The organism is Xanthomonas sp. 60 (genome assembly GCF_011761925.1).
In genome coordinates this window covers 523,222-539,192 of sequence record NZ_JAASQW010000001.1, presented here as the reverse complement: position 1 = coordinate 539,192, position 15,971 = coordinate 523,222, and the positions used below count along the sequence as shown (strand labels likewise).

At 66.7% G+C, this 15,971-nt stretch carries 18 protein-coding genes and 1 tRNA gene; 3 read left to right on the top strand and 16 right to left on the bottom strand.

Annotation, left to right across the window (positions count from 1 at the left end; genetic code table 11):
- Positions 1–224: 224 nt before the first annotated feature.
- Together FHY09_RS02590 and FHY09_RS02585 are read left to right on the top strand one after the other, a co-directional pair.
- Complete coding sequence (locus tag FHY09_RS02590; RefSeq protein WP_166923825.1) at positions 225–1,364, top strand: PepSY-associated TM helix domain-containing protein; 1,140 nt, start codon at positions 225–227, stop codon at positions 1,362–1,364.
- Positions 1,361–1,570, top strand: a complete 210-nt coding sequence (locus FHY09_RS02585) for a hypothetical protein (protein ID WP_166922928.1) — start codon at positions 1,361–1,363, stop codon at positions 1,568–1,570. The genes FHY09_RS02590 and FHY09_RS02585 overlap by 4 nt, the downstream gene beginning before the upstream one ends.
- Before the next feature lie 16 nt (positions 1,571–1,586).
- On the opposite strand, the gene FHY09_RS02580 is transcribed toward FHY09_RS02585, so the two are convergent.
- Positions 1,587–2,318: a class I SAM-dependent methyltransferase gene (locus FHY09_RS02580; protein WP_166923823.1), complete on the bottom strand. Its 732-nt coding sequence runs from the start codon at positions 2,316–2,318 to the stop codon at positions 1,587–1,589.
- A gap of 416 nt (positions 2,319–2,734) precedes the next feature.
- Between FHY09_RS02580 and FHY09_RS02575 the strand changes: the two genes are divergently transcribed.
- Positions 2,735–4,267, top strand: a complete 1,533-nt coding sequence (locus FHY09_RS02575) for a M4 family metallopeptidase (RefSeq protein WP_166923821.1) — start codon at positions 2,735–2,737, stop codon at positions 4,265–4,267.
- Positions 4,268–4,354: 87 nt separating this feature from the next.
- On the opposite strand, the gene FHY09_RS02570 is transcribed toward FHY09_RS02575, so the two are convergent.
- From FHY09_RS02570 to FHY09_RS02500, 15 genes are all read right to left on the bottom strand, one after another.
- Entirely contained in the window at positions 4,355–4,522 is a 168-nt protein-coding gene (locus tag FHY09_RS02570) for a hypothetical protein (protein ID WP_166923819.1), read from the bottom strand.
- 241 nt (positions 4,523–4,763) lie between these two features.
- A tRNA-Val gene (locus tag FHY09_RS02565) sits at positions 4,764–4,838 on the bottom strand.
- A 66-nt stretch (positions 4,839–4,904) separates the two neighbouring features.
- Positions 4,905–5,258, bottom strand: coding sequence for a PilZ domain-containing protein (locus FHY09_RS02560; RefSeq protein ID WP_166923817.1), 354 nt, complete (start codon positions 5,256–5,258; stop codon positions 4,905–4,907).
- Positions 5,255–6,220, bottom strand: a complete 966-nt coding sequence (locus FHY09_RS02555; RefSeq protein WP_166923815.1) for a DNA polymerase III subunit delta' — start codon at positions 6,218–6,220, stop codon at positions 5,255–5,257. The genes FHY09_RS02560 and FHY09_RS02555 overlap by 4 nt, the downstream gene beginning before the upstream one ends.
- Positions 6,217–6,882: a dTMP kinase gene (gene tmk, locus FHY09_RS02550; protein WP_166923812.1), complete on the bottom strand. Its 666-nt coding sequence runs from the start codon at positions 6,880–6,882 to the stop codon at positions 6,217–6,219. Before tmk ends, FHY09_RS02555 begins: the two co-directional genes overlap by 4 nt.
- Positions 6,879–7,940, bottom strand: a complete 1,062-nt coding sequence (gene mltG, locus FHY09_RS02545; protein ID WP_166923810.1) for an endolytic transglycosylase MltG — start codon at positions 7,938–7,940, stop codon at positions 6,879–6,881. The genes tmk and mltG overlap by 4 nt, the downstream gene beginning before the upstream one ends.
- A gap of 84 nt (positions 7,941–8,024) precedes the next feature.
- Complete coding sequence (locus tag FHY09_RS02540) at positions 8,025–9,386, bottom strand: aminodeoxychorismate synthase component I (RefSeq protein WP_166923808.1); 1,362 nt, start codon at positions 9,384–9,386, stop codon at positions 8,025–8,027.
- A 95-nt stretch (positions 9,387–9,481) separates the two neighbouring features.
- A complete protein-coding gene (gene fabF, locus FHY09_RS02535; RefSeq protein ID WP_166923806.1) occupies positions 9,482–10,744 on the bottom strand; it encodes a beta-ketoacyl-ACP synthase II in 1,263 nt (420 codons plus the stop codon).
- Between the two features lie 146 nt (positions 10,745–10,890).
- Entirely contained in the window at positions 10,891–11,130 is a 240-nt protein-coding gene (acpP, locus tag FHY09_RS02530; protein WP_166923804.1) for an acyl carrier protein, read from the bottom strand.
- A 151-nt stretch (positions 11,131–11,281) separates the two neighbouring features.
- The gene (gene fabG, locus FHY09_RS02525; protein ID WP_166923802.1) at positions 11,282–12,025 is read right to left on the bottom strand and encodes a 3-oxoacyl-ACP reductase FabG; all 744 of its coding nucleotides are present in this window, start codon (positions 12,023–12,025) and stop codon (positions 11,282–11,284) included.
- Positions 12,026–12,107: 82 nt separating this feature from the next.
- Positions 12,108–13,052 (bottom strand): ACP S-malonyltransferase, encoded by a 945-nt coding sequence (fabD, locus tag FHY09_RS02520; RefSeq protein ID WP_166923800.1) that lies wholly within the window; start codon positions 13,050–13,052, stop codon positions 12,108–12,110.
- A gap of 129 nt (positions 13,053–13,181) precedes the next feature.
- The gene (locus FHY09_RS02515; RefSeq protein ID WP_166923798.1) at positions 13,182–13,964 is read right to left on the bottom strand and encodes a protein kinase family protein; all 783 of its coding nucleotides are present in this window, start codon (positions 13,962–13,964) and stop codon (positions 13,182–13,184) included.
- Positions 13,965–14,034: 70 nt separating this feature from the next.
- Positions 14,035–15,012, bottom strand: a complete 978-nt coding sequence (locus tag FHY09_RS02510) for a beta-ketoacyl-ACP synthase III (RefSeq protein ID WP_166923796.1) — start codon at positions 15,010–15,012, stop codon at positions 14,035–14,037.
- A 90-nt stretch (positions 15,013–15,102) separates the two neighbouring features.
- The gene (rpmF, locus tag FHY09_RS02505; RefSeq protein WP_042613380.1) at positions 15,103–15,297 is read right to left on the bottom strand and encodes a 50S ribosomal protein L32; all 195 of its coding nucleotides are present in this window, start codon (positions 15,295–15,297) and stop codon (positions 15,103–15,105) included.
- 117 nt (positions 15,298–15,414) lie between these two features.
- Entirely contained in the window at positions 15,415–15,927 is a 513-nt protein-coding gene (locus tag FHY09_RS02500) for a YceD family protein (RefSeq protein WP_166923793.1), read from the bottom strand.
- Positions 15,928–15,971 lie beyond the last annotated feature (44 nt).

Genomic DNA, 15,971 nt, shown 5'->3' with positions numbered 1-15,971 from the left:
GAGTGGCCCGTGATCCACCAATGACATGTCGATGACCGCGCTGAACCTGCCTTCAGCTGCAGTCGCAGCTGCGAATCATTTGTATTAGCGCTGCCGCATCCGGATAATCGGCGCGCACCGACCGACCGATGCGGCTGACCTCTGCGGCGCCGCGCTCATGGCCGGGCCGTTTCCTGGCCCATCGCCGTTACCACCTCAAGCCATCGCCCGAGGGTTTCTGCTGCATGCAACGCGCCGCCATCAAGACCTGGTTCGTCGTCCATAAATGGACCAGCCTGGTCTGCACCGTTTTCCTGCTGCTGCTCTGCCTGACCGGCCTGCCGCTGATCTTCGCGCACGAAATCGGACATCTCACCGGTGCCGATCCGGACGTTGCGCCGGCCCCGGCGGACGCTACACCGCGTGACCTCGATGCGCAGGTGGAGACGGCCCTGCAGGCGTTCCCGGGCAACGTCCCGCTGTTCGTCGGCTGGGATCCGGATGCGCCGACGATGTACGTCAATACCGGAGCGCGCGCCGACACGCCGCCGCCGCAGATGCAGACCGTGCTGCTCAACACCGTGACCGGCGAACAGGTGCCCGCGCCGCAGTTCAACGAAGGGGTGATGTACTTCCTTTACCGCCTGCACACCGATGTGTTCCTCGGACTGCCCGGCATGCTGTTCATGGGCGTGATGGGGCTGCTGTTCGTCGTGGCGATTGTTTCCGGACTGGTGTTGTACGGGCCGTTCATGCGCAAGCAGCGCTTCGGCACGTTCCGGACCGGTCGCAGCCGTCGGCTTGCCTGGTTGGACCTGCACAACGTGCTCGGCGTGGTGACCCTCGGCTGGGCCCTGGTGGTGGGCCTGACCGGCGCCATCAACACCCTGGCCAAACCGCTCGAGCAGGCCTGGCAGAGCGAACAGCTGGGCGAGTTCGCCGCACGCTACGCCGGCCAGCCGCGCCCGACCGCGTTGTCCTCGCTGCAGGCCGCGGTGGACACCGCCCGTGCCGCGGCGCCGGACATGCGCCCGGCCTACGTCAGCTTCCCCGGCACCGGCGCCAGTGGCGACCATCACTACGGCGTTTTCATGCAAGGCAACACCCCGCTCACCGAACGCCTCTACCGCCCGGTGCTGGTGGACGCGCGTGACGGCTCACTGACGGCCCAGCCGCAGCTGCCGGGCTACATGACGGTGCTGCTGCTCAGCCAGCCGCTGCACTTCGGCGACTACGGCAAGCTGCCGTTGAAGATCCTCTGGGCGCTGCTGGACCTGCTGACCATCGCCGTGCTGGTCAGCGGCCTGTACCTGTGGGTGAAGCGCGGCAGCACGGCCACACGCGTGGCCGAGATCGAGCGCGCACAGACGCAGGAGCTCGCATGAAGGGCCGGCGCAACATTGCCCCGCGCACGCGCCTGGCGCCCAGCGGCAGCCCGTTCACCGCGCCCGCGTGGATTGCCGCGCTGAGCGTGGTAGGCCTGGTCAGCGCGCTGCTGGGTGATGGCGTGTTCGATTTGATTTCCTGGGCGGTCTTCACGGGCCTGATCGGCCTCTGCGCCTGGGCATGGATCAAGCGCGACAGGCGCTGAGGCGGCCAGGCCTGCGTCAGCGCTCGCACACCAGATTCACTGCCATGCAGTTGTCGACATAGTCGTTCCAGAACCCGGCAGGATGGCGGGCGATGTCTTCTTCCAGGACCTGCGGCGCGTGCCACACCACGTGCCGGAAACCCGCGGCAGAGAGCGCCTCATCATACTGCCGGCGACTCCAGCGGTAATTGATGACCCGTGCCGGCGGCGATCCGGGAAACTCCAGTTCAAGCCGCGCCCCGCCCGGCCACGGCTGCTCATCGACGACCTTCACCCGGTAGGCCGAATAGTCGCCGCGCGCGAGCCGATAGTCCGGGTTGAATGTCTGCACCACCAGCCGTCCTCCCGGCTTGACGTGCCGTGCCACGGCGCTGGCCATCGCCGCCAGTGCACCCGGCGAGTCGGCGTAGTTGAACAGCCACGCCGCAAGCACGATGTCGAACGATCCGATGTCCGCCATGTCCATGACATCACGGACATGGAAGACCATGTCGTCCTTGTTGTGCGCTGACAGCGCGCGCGCGAAGTCGATCATGCCCCGTGACTGGTCCACGCCGACCGCGCTGCGAGCGCCGCGACGCAGGAACTCGCGACCGTAGTAGCCCGAGCCACAGGCCAGATCGAGCACGTCTCGCTGGTCCAGGGCGCCGGCGAGCTGCAGCAGGGTACGTACTTCGATCGGTCGCGTTGGCGAGCTGCTGGCATAGGCGACGTACTGGTCGACCATGCGGTCGTATCGTGCAGTCATAAGAGCTTCCTTCCACTGGTCAACGCGATGTTCTTAGACGCTAGCTATCGGACCGAGCCGGGGTGAAGAGGCGAACACGACGCGGGAGCGAAATCTGCAAGCGTCAGAGTCGTCACCTTGGCCCGTCCGCGTTCGTGTCGTGGATGCCATGCGCCCCCACCACGGGCCCCCTGCCTGATTTCGGAACGTTGTGTCAGAGAACATCCCGGCATGTATCTAGGAAATGACGCGTCAACCCGCAAAGCGTGCTGAAAGCGTCGTATTGGGACGCTAATTGCGGCTGCTGTCGCTTCACGCACAGTGGCTCTCGCCCGCTTCCAGTACGGATGCTGAGGCTGTCGGGCCGTAGGAAGTCGGATGGCTGTGCGACGAGTCCGCTTCGCGACCGACGTCCCTCATGAATGGAGTGTTTACCCATGACATCGTCAAGCCGGTACGCAGTTTCCTTCCTCGCCCTTTCCATTGCCGCGCTCATCGCGCTGCCATCTACCGCGGCACAGCGCGTGAAACTCACCACGCCCGATGCGGCAACGGCCCGCTCGGCGTCCTTCGCTGCAAGCCCGTCAGCCCTGGTGCCGATGATCGATCTCGAGCCCGGCACCTCACTGCGCCCGCTCAGCACGAACCCGCGCGCTGATGGCGGGCGCCACGAACGGCTCCAGCAGGTCCATCAGGGGGTGCCGGTCTTTGGCGAGCACATCATCATGACCACGACGGCCGATGGCGCGCTGCGCCACCTGTCCGGTACGGCCGTGCGCGCGATCAGCGCCGATATGCCCAGCGTGGTCCCCAAGCTGGATGCGGACCAGGCCGCCGTCATCGCCATGGGTGCGCTGCCCTCGCCGTTGGCAGCCGATGCCGACATCCAGGACGAGCGCCGCGAGCTGATGGTCTACCTTGATGCCCAGGACACCGCACGCCTGGCCTGGGTCGTGGACTTCTTCGCCGACGGCGAGCATCAGCGGCCGACCCGACCAGTCACGGTCGTGGACGCACACACGGGGGAGATCCTTGCGCAGTGGGACGCACTGACAACTGCCCGTGAGGGCACTGGACCCGGCGGCAACGCCAAGACCGGGCAGATCACCTACGGCGTGAACGCGCCGTTTCTGGACGTGAAGCGCGTCGGTACGGTCTGCTCGCTGGAGAACGCGAACGTGTTGACGTACAACCTCAATCACCGAACCCTGCGGCCGAAAAAGCCCCACGCGTTCACCTGTCCGCAGAACACAGTCAAAGCGATCAATGGAGCATTCTCCCCGCTCAACGATGCCCATCACTTCGGTAACGTCGTGTTCGACATGTACACCCAATGGCTGGGGACGCCACCACTGACCTTCCCGCTCAGGCTGCTGGTGCACTACGGCAGGAACGTGGAAAACGCCTTCTGGAACAACGGCACCATGCGATTCGGCGATGGCGGCTCCCGGTACCATCCCCTCGTGTCGGCCGACATCACCGCCCACGAAGTCTCACATGGCTTCACAGAGCAGAATTCCGGGCTCATCTACAACGGCCAGCAATCCGGTGGCATGAACGAAGCGTTCTCGGACATCGCAGGGGAAGCGGCAGAGTTCTTCAACACAGGGAAGAACGATTTCCTCGTGGGCGCTGACATCTTCAAGGGGGCCGGTGCGCTGCGCTACATGGAGGATCCAACGCGCGATGGGCGCTCCATCGCGCATGCGAAGGATTTCCGCGAGGGGATGGACAACCATTTTTCTTCCGGTGTCTACAACCGGGCGTTCTTCCTGCTGGCCAACCGCGCAGGGTGGGATGTGAGGAAGGCCTTCGTGGTGTTCGCTGCAGCCAACCGTGATTACTGGACGCCCAGAAGCACGTTCAACTCGGGAGCCTGTGGCGTGGAGGCGGCGGCGCTCGACCTGGGCTATCCCACCGGTGATGTCGCCGCGGCGTTTGCCGAGGTCGGCGTGGCGTGCGACCGCTGAGCGCGCCGTGCAGGTAACGCCACGATGCAACGCAGGGCATGAGTGCTATGCCGGTGGGCTATCGCCTCATGCCCGCGTTGTTTGGGTTCAGTTGCCGTCGCGCTGGTTCTGCCGTTCGGCCTTCTGGGCTTCACCCTGTGCGCCGGCGTCATGCTGCTCGCCCTTCTGGGTGTACCAGATGATCGAGGGACCGGCCATGGCCAGCACGCCCAGGACCAGGGCCACGATCACGATGGTGCGGGTACCTTTTTTCATGCGGAATCTCGGGTAGGGCCTGCGGTGGAATCGGCCGGCCCGGACCGGGTCGGCGACAGGCCCAACTTAGAGCGGCCGATGTGCATGGGCCGTGTTGACCGTGGCGGTGGAGGCGGCGTCGGGATTCGGATTGATCCTGGCTGCATTGGGTGACCCGTCGGCCGTCGCTGCGCCGCCCAGCCCCCTTCAAACCGGACATACGGAAAAACCCCCGTTTCCGGAGGCTTTTCTGATTTGATCATGGTGGGCGGTACAAGGTTCGAACTTGTGACCCTTGCCGTGTGAAGGCAATGCTCTACCGCTGAGCTAACCGCCCGATGCTGCTGAGCCGCTTATTATAGGGGCTGCGCGAACATCGTCAACACTTTTCACGCGCCCGGTGTCACATCGTCGCGGTCGGCTTTTCCGAGCTGGTCATGCCGGCCAGCAGGGTCTCGATCCGATGCCGGACCGCCTCGCCTTCCTGGCCATCGGCCAGCTGCACGCCGATGCCCGCAGGCCGGTTGCCCTGCGCGCCGACCGGCGTGACCCAGATCACCTTGCCCGCCACCGGCAGGCGCTCGCTGGATTCGGGCAGCGTGAGCAGCAGGAACACTTCATCGCCCAGGAAATACCGCTTGGGCGTTGCCACGAACACACCGCCGTTCTTCACGAACGGCATGTACGCGCTGTACAGCCCCGCCTTGTCCTTCACCTGCAGTGACAGGATGCCCTGACGGGCGTTGGTGGCACTCATCGATTTCCCCTTGCGTGCGGACGCTCGTTGACCTTGTTCCAGGCCAGCAACAACTCCACCACGGCCAGGTCTGCGCGTACGGTGGTACGCAGCAGATCACGTGTCCGGTTGGCGGCGTCGAACCAGGCTGCCAGCTTGTGCAAACGCTCGGGCGCGGTCAAGGCGCTTTCGCTGGCCTGCGCCAGCGCCAGCTCCGCGGCGAAGCGCAGGCGCAGGGCGGCCTCGTCATCCGCGCACCACTTCTGCGCCAGTTCCACGGCGCTGCCCCGGCCCTGCGCAAGCTGCTCCAGCTGCGTGGCCACCTCGCGTCGAAGTGCAAGCCCGCCAGTGCGCAGCCACTGATCGGCCAGCCCCGGATGGCCACGTGCAGCCTCCAGCGCATCGACCGCCTCGTCCCGGGAATGCCCCTGCTGTTCAAGCCATGCCAGCGATTCCGCACGCGGGGGCAGCTTGAACTCCAGTTTCTGGCAGCGGCTGCGCACGGTCTGCGGCAAGCGCGCCGGATCGCTGCTGACCAGCCACAGGTAGCGGCCCGGTTGCGGTTCTTCCAGCGTCTTCAGCAGTGCGTTGCAGGCGGCGCGGTTGATGGCATCGGCCGGATCGACGATGACCACCTGGGCCACCCCGTATTGCGGCGTCAGCGCGAGCTTCTGTCCGATCTCGCGCACCTGTTCGATGACGATCTCGGTCCGCAGCTTGTCCCCGCTCTTGTTCGGAATGAAGGAGATGTACTGCAGGTCCGGATGCGTACCGGCTGCCAGCAGCTGCCGCGTGCGCTCGGGCTGGGCGCCCTGCATCAGCACGTGCTCGGCCAGCGCCTGGGCGACCTGCAGCTGGCCCAGGCCCGCTGGCCCGCAGATCAGCAGCCCGTGCCCGAGCCGACCGGCCTGCAGGGCGGCGATCGTCTGATCGAACGCCCGTTGCTGCCACGGTGAGAATCCTGCGGTGGCGGAGGTGTTCATGCGGCCGTTTCCTGCTGCAGCCACTGCTCCACATGCGCCACCACATCGGCGGCCACGCGCGCCTGGGCCTGCGCCGCGTCCACCAGGGCGAAGCGTCGGGGGTCCTGCGCGGCACGGTGGCGGAAGACGCCGCGCACGCGCTGGAAGAAATCATCGTGCTCGCTTTCGATGCGGTCGGGAAACAGGTCGCGGCTGCTGGCGCGCGCGCGTCCCACGGCCACATCGACATCCAGCAGCAGGGTCAGCCCGGGCAACACGCCCACCGCACGCTGTTCCAGATCGGCGATCCATGCCGGGTCCAGCCCGCGTCCGCCGCCCTGATAGGCATAGCTGGAATCGGTGAAGCGGTCGGTCAGCACGAAGGCGCCCCGTTGCAGCGCGGGCTGGATCACCTGGCGCACATGCTGCGCGCGTGCGGCGAACACCAGCAGCAGCTCGGCCTCGGCGCTGAGCGGTTCGCCGGCGATGTCCTCATCGGGCTTGAGCACCAGCCCACGGATGCGTTCGGCCAGCGGTGTACCCCCCGGCTCACGCGTCAGCAGCACCTCATGGCCATGGGCCCGCAGACACTCGTGGATGGCGTTGATGGCGGTGGTTTTTCCCGCACCCTCGCCCCCTTCCAGGCTGACCAGGCGCGGGTGGCGGATCAGGGTGCCGCTCATTGCGCCGGCCCCTGCTGCGCACGACGCTGGCGCAGCTGCTGCAGGTAACGGGCCACCGCCGCGTTGTGTTCTGCATAGGTGGCCGAGAAGACGTGCGCGCCGCTGCCATCGCCCACCGCCACGAAATACAGCGTGTTGCCTTCGGCCGGTTGTGCGGCGGCCATGAGCGCGTCGCGGCTGGGCATGGCGATGGGCGTGGGGGTCAGGCCGGCGCGCGTATACGTGTTGTACGGCGTGTCGGTGGTCAGGTCCACCCTGCGGATGTTGCCGTCGTAGGCCGAGCCGATGCCATAGATCACAGTCGGGTCGGTCTGCAGGCGCATGCCCAGCTTCAGCCGCCGCGCGAACACGCCGGCGATCTGCGGACGTTCGCTGGCCAGCGCGGTTTCCTTTTCGATGATGGAGGCCAGGATGAGCAGTTCGTAGGGCGAATCGACCGGCAGGTCATCGCTCCGTGACGCCCAGGCCTGCGCGAGCGCCTCCTCCATGGCGGCATGCGCGCGCTTGAGTACGTCCAGATCGGTATCGCCGCGCTGGTAGACATAGGTTTCCGGCAGGAAGCGGCCTTCCGGGTGCTGCCCACCGAACCCCAGCGTCTGCATCAGCGCCGCATCGTCCAGCCCGTCGGTGGTGTGCACCAGCGGTTGCGCGCGCTTCAACGCCGCGCGGACCTGGCGCATGTTCCAGCCCTCCACCAGCGTGACCCGGTGCTGCAGTACGCGGCCGGCCCGCATGCGCGAAAGCAGTTCCCGCGGGGTGAGCGAGGCATCCAGCGCATACTCGCCGACCTTCAGCTTTCCCGCAGCATCCAGCTGACGGGCCAGCAGCTGCCACTGCGTGTCCTGGCCTTCGTCCACGCCGGCCGCGCGCAGTTTGCCGAGCACGGTCGTGAAGCCATCACCGCTGGCGATGACCACGCTGTCTTCGCTGGGCGTGAGCGGCTGATCGGCGAAGCGGGTCTGCTGGTAATAGAACCATGCGCCCACTCCGGCCACGATGGCGGCCAGCAGGACCAGCACGGCCGCCACCGACAGACATCCGCGCTTGGCTGACGCCATGGAGTACCTCGAATAAGAAACCAGGAACAAAGGATACCGTGAACGCCCTCCCCTCGCGCCGTGCGCGGCAGGGCCCTGCGCCGCTCAGGGCTGCCCGAGCGCGCGCAGCAGTCCGCGCGCCTTGGCCCGCGTTTCATCCAGTTCCTTCTGCGCGTCCGAATCCACCACGATCCCCGCGCCGGTGCGGAAAGTCACCTCGTTGCCCGACACCTCGGCGGTGCGGATCAGGATGTTCAGGTCCAGGTCGCCATCGCGGTTGAGCCAGCCGAACGCACCGGTGTAGGCGCCGCGCGGCACCTGTTCCAGCTCGCCGATGATCTGCATGCAGCGCACTTTCGGACAGCCGGTGATGGTGCCTCCGGGGAACGTCGCGGCGATCACCTGCCCCGGCGTGACCGCCTCGCGCAGCTGGCCGCTGACATTGCTCACGATGTGGTGGACGTGCGCATAGCTTTCCACGCTCATCAGCTCGTCCACCACCACGCTGCCGGGCGTGCAGATGCGGCCGAGATCATTGCGCTCCAGGTCGATGAGCATCACGTGCTCGGCGCGTTCTTTGGGATGGCCGACCAGCTCGCGGATACGCGCGGCATCGTCATCGCCCTCGAACCGCGGCCGGGTTCCGGCGATCGGCCGGGTCTGCGCGTGGCCGCTATGCACGGACACCAGGCGCTCCGGCGAGGAACTGACCACGTGCCGGCCGTGGCCGGAAAACAGGCCCGCGAACGGTGCCGGGTTCGCGCGGCGCAACTGCGCGTACAGGGCCTGCGGGCTGACCGGGGCGGCGAAGCCCGCACGCCAGCGGCGCGAAAGATTCACCTGGAACACGTCGCCCGCATGCAGGTAATCGATGACCCGGTGCACGCCATCGGTGAATCGCTGCGGCTCGTCCTCGCTGACCTCCATCGGGGGCACCCAGCCCGCGCCGGGTTCGGGAAGCGAGGCGGTGGCCAGCGCGAGCAGGGTGTCCAGCAGCGCCTGCTCGCCATGCTCGGCGATCACGAAGCTGGCGTTGGCCTGGTGGTCGTGCAGGACCGCGGCCGGACAGCGCAGCGCCAGCGCGGTGGGCTGCCCGTCCGCGCGCGGGCGCGCGGGCAGTACGGTCTCGATCTGGCTGGCCACCTCGTAGTCCAGCAGCAGCGCCCAGCCACCGCGGAACGGGAGGCGGTGCAAGCCCCCCTGGGGCAGCCGTTCGGCGGCCCATGCGGCATCCAGGGCCTGCAGGAAACCACCGGGGCAGGCGTGGCCCTGTTCGTCCCGCACCACCCCGTCCGCCTCCAGACGCAGGGCTTGGCCAGTGGCCGCCAGCAGAAGACTCCAGCGCCCCTGTGCCGTGCCGGAGGCGGTGGATTCCATCAACAGGGGAAAGCGCCCCGGGTCTTGCTGCTGCAGCGCAAGCAGGTCGATGGGGTGTGGCAGCGGCTGGATCAACGGGGCGTGGCTCATTCCGCCCATATTAGTCGTTCACACATGCGAACGCCGCCCTGCGGCGGCGTTCGATGCAGCATCCGGTGGAGGGAGCGGCGCTCCCCCCGGGCGCGTCAGATGCGCTTGAACACCAGCGTGCCGTTGGTGCCGCCGAAGCCGAAGCCGTTGGACATCACTACGTCCACCTTGGCCTCGCGCGCCACATTGGGCACGTAATCCAGGTCGCAGCCCTCACCCGGCTGCGCCAGGTTGATGGTCGGCGGAATGACGCCGTGCTGCAGCGCCAGCACCGAGAAGATCGCTTCCACGCCACCGGCGGCGCCGAGCAGGTGCCCGGTCATCGACTTGGTGGAGCTGACCAGCATCTTGTACGCGTGCTCGCCAAAGGCCGTCTTCATCGCCATGGTCTCGCCCAGGTCGCCCAGCGGCGTGGACGTGCCGTGTGCGTTGAGGTAGCCGACCTGGTCCGGGTTGACGCCGGCATCCTTCATCGCCGCCGCCATGCATCGGGCCGCGCCTTCGCCGCTCTCGGCCGGGGCGGTCATGTGGTACGCATCCGAACTGGCGCCGAAGCCGGCCAGCTCGCAGTAGATCTTCGCGCCGCGCGCCCTGGCGTGCTCGTATTCCTCGAGGATGAGGATGCCCGCGCCGTCGCCCAGCACGAAGCCGTCGCGGTCCTTGTCCCACGGCCGCGAGGCGGCGGTCGGATCATCGTTGCGGGTGGACATGGCCTTCATCGCGCAGAAGCCACCGAGTGCCGTCGGCGAGGAGCCGCGTTCGGCGCCACCGGCGACCATCACGTCGGCGTCGCCGTACTGGATCATGCGCATCGCCGTGCCGATGGAGTGATTGGACGTGGCGCAGGCCGAGACCGCCGAGAACGAGGGGCCCTTGAGGCCGGCGATGATGCTCAGCTGGCCCGGCAGCATGTTGATGATGGTCTTGGGCACATAGAAGGGCGAGATCTTCTTCCCTTCATGGAACTCGATGGTCTGTTCTTCGATGCCCAGCAGGCCACCGATGCCGGCGCCGATGATGGCCCCGATGCGCTCGGCGTTGCCCTCGTCGATCTGCAGGCCCGCGTCGGCCAGCGCCATGAACGCAGCGCCGAGGCCATAATGGATGAACGGGTCCATCTTGCGCGCATCCTTGGCGGACACGCGGTAATTGCCGAACAGCGCAGTGTCGGCGGTGATGTCGAATCCCTTGACCTCACCTGCGATCTTGGTGGTGAACCGGTCCAGGTAGACGTCTGAAACGTTGGTCAACGGACCGATGCCCGAACGGCCCTCGGTGATGCCCTGCCAACTGCTGGCCAGATCATTGCCAAGAGGCGAAACCATGCCCATTCCGGTGACGACGACGCGACGCTTCATTGCATTCTCCTGACCCGTGATGGTTCGGGTGAGACGCGGCAGTTCGCCGCGTACGACAGCTCAAATACACGGGGCCGCATGCGCGGCCCCATGGGATGCGGTGTGGGGTGACGGACGGGCCGCCACCACCCACCAGCCGCCAGACATCAGGCCTTGATGTGCGCCTTGATGTAGTCGATCGCCGCCTGCACGGTGGTGATCTTCTCGGCTTCTTCGTCCGGGATCTCGCACTCGAACTCTTCTTCCAGCGCCATCACCAGCTCGACGGTGTCCAGCGAGTCAGCGCCCAGGTCATCGACGAACGATGCGCCGGTGGTGACTTCTTCTTCCTTGACGCCAAGCTGTTCGACGACGATTTTCTTGACGCGTTCTTCGATGGTGCTCATGGGGTATTGCTCCAGATGGAGTGGTGGTTCAAAAAGACGTCACCGCGCTGCGGTGACCGTTGGATAGTGTAGTAGAAACCGGCGGCGCCTTGCATTCTTAAAAAAATACCGCCGGATCAATCACTTGCAGCGCAATCCGTGCGCCCTGTGGTTACGGCATGTACATTCCGCCGTTCACGTGGAGGGTTTCTCCGGTGATGTAGTTGGCCGCGGGGCTGGCCAGGAAGGCCACCGCGTGGGCAATGTCCTCCGGCGCGCCGAGACGTTCGAGTGAGATGTCACCGATCAGCGCGGCACGCGCCTCCTCGGGCAGCGCCTTGGTCATGTCGGTGTCGATGAAGCCGGGCGCCACCACGTTCACCGTGACCCCGCGCGAGCCGATCTCCTTGGCCAGCGATTTGGAGAAGCCGATGATGCCTGCCTTGGCCGCCGCATAGTTGGCCTGGCCGGCGTTGCCGGTCACCCCCACCACGGAGGCGATGTTGATGATGCGGCCCTTGCGCGCCTTCATCATCCCGCGCATCACGGCCTTGCTGGTGCGGAACACGCTGGTCAGGTTGGTGTCGATGATCGACGCCCAGTCCTCTTCCTTCATGCGCATCAGCAGGTTGTCGCGGGTGATCCCGGCATTGTTGACCAGGATGCTGATGGCCCCGAATTCCTTGGCGATGTCGGCCAGCACGGCCTCCAGCGCAGCGGCATCGGTCACGTCCAGTGCGCGGCCGTGACCGCCCTGGCTGGCCAGGCGCTCACCGATCGCCGCCGCGCCGGCGGCGGTGGTGGCGGTGCCGATCACCGTGGCGCCCTGGGCGGCCAGCAGATCGGCGATGGCCGCGCCAATGCCGCGGCTGGCACCGGTCACCAGTGCGATTTCACCCTGCAGGGGCTTGCTCATGTTGGAATCCTCGAAATGAAGCGGTCGCCCGCATGCAAGGCCACGCGCAGGCGCGCAGCTGATGGGGACAACGCAGAAAGGGTCAGGCCGACCACGCGGCGCGGGCCGATTCGAAATCCGCTGGCGTTGCCAACGCGCGGCTGTCCAGCGACTTGTCGATCCGCTTGACCAGGCCGGTGAGCACCTTGCCCGGGCCACATTCGGCGATGCGCAGCACGCCGCGGGAGGCCAGCGCCTGCACGCAGCCGGTCCACTGCACCGGCTGGTAGAGCTGCTGCACCAGCGCGGCGCGGATGTCGTCCACGCTGTCATGCACCTGTGCATCGACGTTCTGCACCACCGGCCGCTGGGGCACGCGCCAGGACAGGCCGGCCATGGTTTCGGCAAGGCGGTTGGCCGCTTCGCGCATCAGCGGCGTATGCGAAGGCACGCTCACCGCGAGCTTGACGGTCTTGCGCACGCCCTTCTCGGTCAGCAGCGCCAGCGCCCGGTCCACCGCGTCGGCATCGCCGCCGATCACGATCTGGCCCGGAGAGTTGAAGTTCGCCGGCACCACCACCTGGGACCCGGCTGCCTGCTCGCAGACCTCCAGCACCAGCGCATCTTCGGCACCGAGCACGGCGGCCATGGCGCCCACGCCGGCCGGCGCGGCGTCCTGCATCAGCTGGCCGCGCAGGCGCACCAGATGGGCCCCGTCATGCAGGCTCAGCGCATCGGCGGCGACCAGTGCGGTGTACTCGCCCAGGCTGTGGCCGGAAAGCACCGACGGCTCCACGCCACCGGCTGCCCGCCAGGCACGCCACACGCCGATGCTGGCGGCCAGCAGGGCCGGCTGGGTGTACTCGGTACGGTTGAGCATCTCCTCCGGCCCTGCCTGGGACAACGCCCACAGGTCGACGCCGGCGCCCTCGGATGCTTCGCTGAAGGCTTCGCGCACCTGCGGGTGGAGCTCGGCCAGCTCGGCCAGCATGCCCACCGACTGGGAGCCCTGGCCGGGGAAAACGAACGCAAGAGTGGGATCGGTCACGCAATCATCCGCTGGTTGAATCGAGGCGGGCCATGATAAAGGCGAACAGCGCTGGTCGTCTGTACGTGCGCGTATGCACGCCTGCACGCCATGCGCGGCGCTGACCCGCACGCAGGACGCCGCAGCCGCTCAGGTCAGCAGTTCGAGGATGTCCAGCTGCCCGTCGGCGAGCCAGTCCAGACATACCGCCGCCACCATCAGCAGGCCCAGCGTGGTGGCGCCGTGCACGATGAGGATGGCGTGCGCCAGGGCACGCGCCGAACGCCCGAATTTCAGGCCCGCAGAGGCCAGTCCGCGCAGGCGGCCGGTCACGGCATGCGCATGCGCGCGCACCGGGGGGCGCACACCATCCATCACCTCGGCCATCATCGCCTGCAGCTGTTCAGGCCGGTCGGCGTAGTACTTGGCCACCCCGTAGCCGAACATCAGCCAGTCGCGCGCCTGGGCCTGGGCCAGATCCATCACTTCCAGCGGGTCTTCTTCGAAATCGATGAAGCCCACCTGCTCGCCATCCCAGGTCAGGTTGCGCGGCAGCGGCTGGCCGAAGTACGCGCCACGCGCGTGCGCCCGGGCGATCGCCTGCATCGCCGCGCTCACCAGGCGGTCGCGCCCTGCCGGGTCGGCTTCACGCAGGCAGGTATTGAACGAGGAACCATTGTCGCCGAGCACCAGCGCCGCGCGGCCGCTGCCGATCACCACCGGCACGTTGACCCCCTGCGCGTGCAGTTCGCCAAGACGGCGTGCCTCGGTCTGGCGGGCCGCATCGCCGCCCCGGTGCGGCGGCGGGCGCAACGCATCGAGATGGTAGCGGCGGGCCACGAAGTTGAGCATGCCCAGTGCAAGCGCGCGGCTGCCTGCTCCGTACTGCTTGAGCCAGGCGCGCTGGCCTTCGATCACGATCGGTTCGACCACGGGAATCCTCCATACGCACAACGGCCCCGAAGGGCCGCAGTGAGAGAAACATGATGACTTCAGGGTGCCATCAATACCGGATCAGGGCCGAACCCCAGGTGAAGCCGCCGCCGAAGGCTTCCAGCAGCAGCAGCTGGCCACGCTGCACGCGTCCGGAACGCACCGCCGCGTCCAGTGCCAGCGGTACCGAACCGGACGAGGTGTTGCCGTGCTTGTCCACGGTCACCACCACCTGGTCCATCGACAGCTCCAGGCGCTTGGCCGTGGCTTCGATGATGCGCAGATTGGCCTGGTGCGGGATGAGCCAGTCAAGGTCGCCCTTGGTCAGCGCGTTGGCTTCCAGGGTCTCATCGACCACCGAATCCAGCGCCTTGACGGCGTACTTGAACACATCGTTGCCTTTCATCTGGATCGCGCCGGTGGTCCTGCCGTCCTCGCCGAAGCCGGCCGAGATGCCCACCGGATTCCACAGCAGTTCCTTCTTGCTGCCGTCCGAGTGCAGATGGGTGCTCAGGATGCCGGTTTCCTCGTCGGCCTTGAGCACCACCGCACCGGCACCATCACCGAACAGCACACAGGTGGTGCGGTCGGTCCAGTCGACGATGCGGGTCAGCGTTTCCGCACCGATGACCAGCACATGGCGGGCATCTCCGGCGCGGATGAATTTGTCGGCCACGCTCAACGCGAACACGAAACCCGAGCAGGCGGCGTTGACGTCGAAAGCGGGGCACCCGACCGCACCGAGTCTGGCCTGGATCAGGCACGCGGTGGACGGGAAGATGAGATCCGGCGTGGTGGTTCCCACGACGATCATGTCCAGCTGGCTGGCCTCGATGCCAGCGGCTTCCAGCGCACGCAGCGCGGCCTGGTAACCCAGATCGCTGGTGGTCTGGCCGTCCGCGGCGATGTGCCGCTCGGTGATGCCGGTGCGTGAAACGATCCACTCGTCCGACGTCTCGACCATTGTCTCCAGGTCGGCGTTGGTCAGCACTTTCTCCGGCAAATAGCTACCGGTGCCCGCGATCCTCGAGTAGATCCGCTTGCTCATCGACATTCCTGTTGCGCGGGTGGCGCCTGCGCGCGGCCCGGGAAGAAACGGCAAAGGCCGCTGCCGTGGTGGCAGCGGCCCTCACGCAGATCAATCTTCTTCGACGGAAGAAGTCTTGGTCTGGATGACCTTCTTGCCACGGTAGAAGCCGTCGGCCGTGATGTGGTGACGCAGATGCACTTCGCCCGTGGTCGGGTCGGTCGACAGCTGCTTGGCGCTCAGGGCGTCGTGCGCACGGCGCATGCCGCGGCGGGACGGGGTGACACGGGATTTCTGCACAGCCATGGGATTGCTCCAAACTCGGTTCGATTTGCTTCGTCGTTTCGTCGCACAGGACGCCAGCGTCCAGCACACTTTTCGCTTTCGCCGCAGCCGCCGACGATACCCGGCTGCTGATCACGTTCAATCTTTCTTCTTGAGACCTGCCAGCGCCGCGAACGGGTTGACCTTGTCCGTTTCTTCCTTCGGCGGGGCCCAATGCTGGTCCACCGCCTCGCCATCGGGCGACAGGGGGACCACGGGTACCGCCAACACCAGTTCGTCTTCCACCAGCTCGAGCGGGCTCAGCTGGCCATCTTCCGGCACCAGCCAGGCTTCATACCCTTCCGGCAGCGAAGACTCCTCGTCCTCGTCGCGGATCAGGCCGAGCCGCTGCACCACGTGCACCGGCAGCAGGAAACGCTGCATGCTGCGCTGACAGGTCAGCGGCAACGCGGTGTCGATGATCAGTTCGACATAGGATACCCGCAGGATCTCGTCGCGACCGAATTCGAGTGAATAAACGCACTCTCCTTCGGCATCGGCGACCAACCCCTGCAGGCGAGTCATATCAGCTAGAGCGACGCGGCCGTCGAAGCGACGTTGCGCTCCGACCATGCGCCAGGCATCCAGCGTTTCGGGCACGTTGGCGGACATAAGCCGCCGAATGTTAGGAGGACCGGGGCGATCTGTCAAATGGC